The sequence below is a fragment of the Methanoregula sp. genome, from assembly GCF_002835825.1.
Classification (GTDB): Archaea; Halobacteriota; Methanomicrobia; order Methanomicrobiales; family Methanospirillaceae; genus Methanoregula.
In genome coordinates, this window is sequence record NZ_PIZH01000564.1 from 1 (window position 1) to 1,346 (window position 1,346).

The 1,346-nt window shown below is 53.5% G+C and carries 2 protein-coding genes; both read right to left on the reverse strand.

From position 1 onward, the window contains the following. A partial coding sequence (locus CW742_RS13315) for a class I SAM-dependent methyltransferase (protein ID WP_292421183.1) occupies positions 1-619 on the reverse strand: 619 nt, incomplete at its 3' end. Positions 620-808: 189 nt separating this feature from the next. Beyond that, positions 809-1,156, reverse strand: coding sequence for a hypothetical protein (locus tag CW742_RS13320; RefSeq protein ID WP_292421184.1), 348 nt, complete (start codon positions 1,154-1,156; stop codon positions 809-811). Between the last annotated feature and the right edge of the window lie 190 nt (positions 1,157-1,346).

Consider the following 1,346-nt stretch of genomic DNA (forward strand, 5'->3'; position numbering starts at 1 on the left):
GGCGTGAAGAGTCGACATACACCATCCGGGGGGAGACCTGGACATCGCGGAACCCGGCACAGCTGACAAGCGGGTAGAGTTCCCTGCCGATCAGGGCGTTCCCACCCATCTGCTTCTGGATGGTGACAAGACACTGTACCGCCTTCCTTGCACATGCATCATCAGGATGGAAGAATGTCGAGCCGTGATCGCCTTCAATCACCGTGATCGACCCCCCATCTTTCAGGAGCGGGCGGAGCCGTTCAAGAGCCATCCTTGGATCGGCAAGGTGTTCTAGCACGAAACAGAGGAAGATGTGATCGAAGCTGGCAGGGCTGAATGGCAGAGTAAAGATATCCGCCTGCCGGAAGGTAACGTTCGTGATCCCGGCCTCCCGGACCTTCTTTTCTGCCTGGGCAAGAGACTCTGCAGAGATATCGACAGAGGTTATGATTGCCCCCGGGCTATTCCTTGCCAGAATGACCGTCTGGGCACCGGTTCCACAACCGGCTTCCAGAACCTGGGAGCCGACAGGGAACCTGGTATCGTGATGAAGATGAGCGGTAAGTGTTCTGGCCTGATCAGAAAGGCGTTCCGATTCCCGGGAAGAGTATCCGTGTACATAGATGTCTTCGGTCATGATAGGGTATGTGCTCAAGGCCGGATCTGCATACAAGACCGGCTTATTATGTACATATTTGAGTTATGTTGTACAAAAAAGTACTGTATGCGGAGCGTTTGATGGGAACGCTCACCGCAATGAAGAAAGATACGATGGAGACGGGTGAGACCAATGGAACGGCAGGGATCTGTGCCCGCTCTCTGGCATTCACAGGTACCTTTCCGGATACCGTACCCTGAATTCCTGGCAGGGCATCGTGCTGGTCATTTCCAGGATACGGAGCGTGCCGGTGGCGGGGTTGACAACGACTGGCTGGAACGAGCAGGAATCCCGGTCGGCGTTGTAGCCGGTGACAATTACCACCTGCGTACCATCATCGGACTGCAGGAAATCTCCCACCGCATACAATACCGGTGCTTCAAGCGGTGCCAGGTTTGATGGGGGATGGAGGGAAAGTACCGGAGAGCCTGACAGGTACAGAACCCCGAGTGCAGCACCGAGCACGATTACTGCAACGCCAATAACTGCTGCCGGGATGACAAGGATATGTTCCATTTCTGCTCTTTTAATTCTGCTAATTCTATAGATTGAGGCAATAAACCTTTTTATTATAGTCTCATGTCAGCAAACCTGCAGGAACCCGGTACTTCACGAGTTTAATTTTTACTCAGGATTTTGGATCTCACGGTCTTTTGTGGGGGTCGGGCAGGGGCCGGACGGTTTTTATGACCCGTGGTGGTGAAAA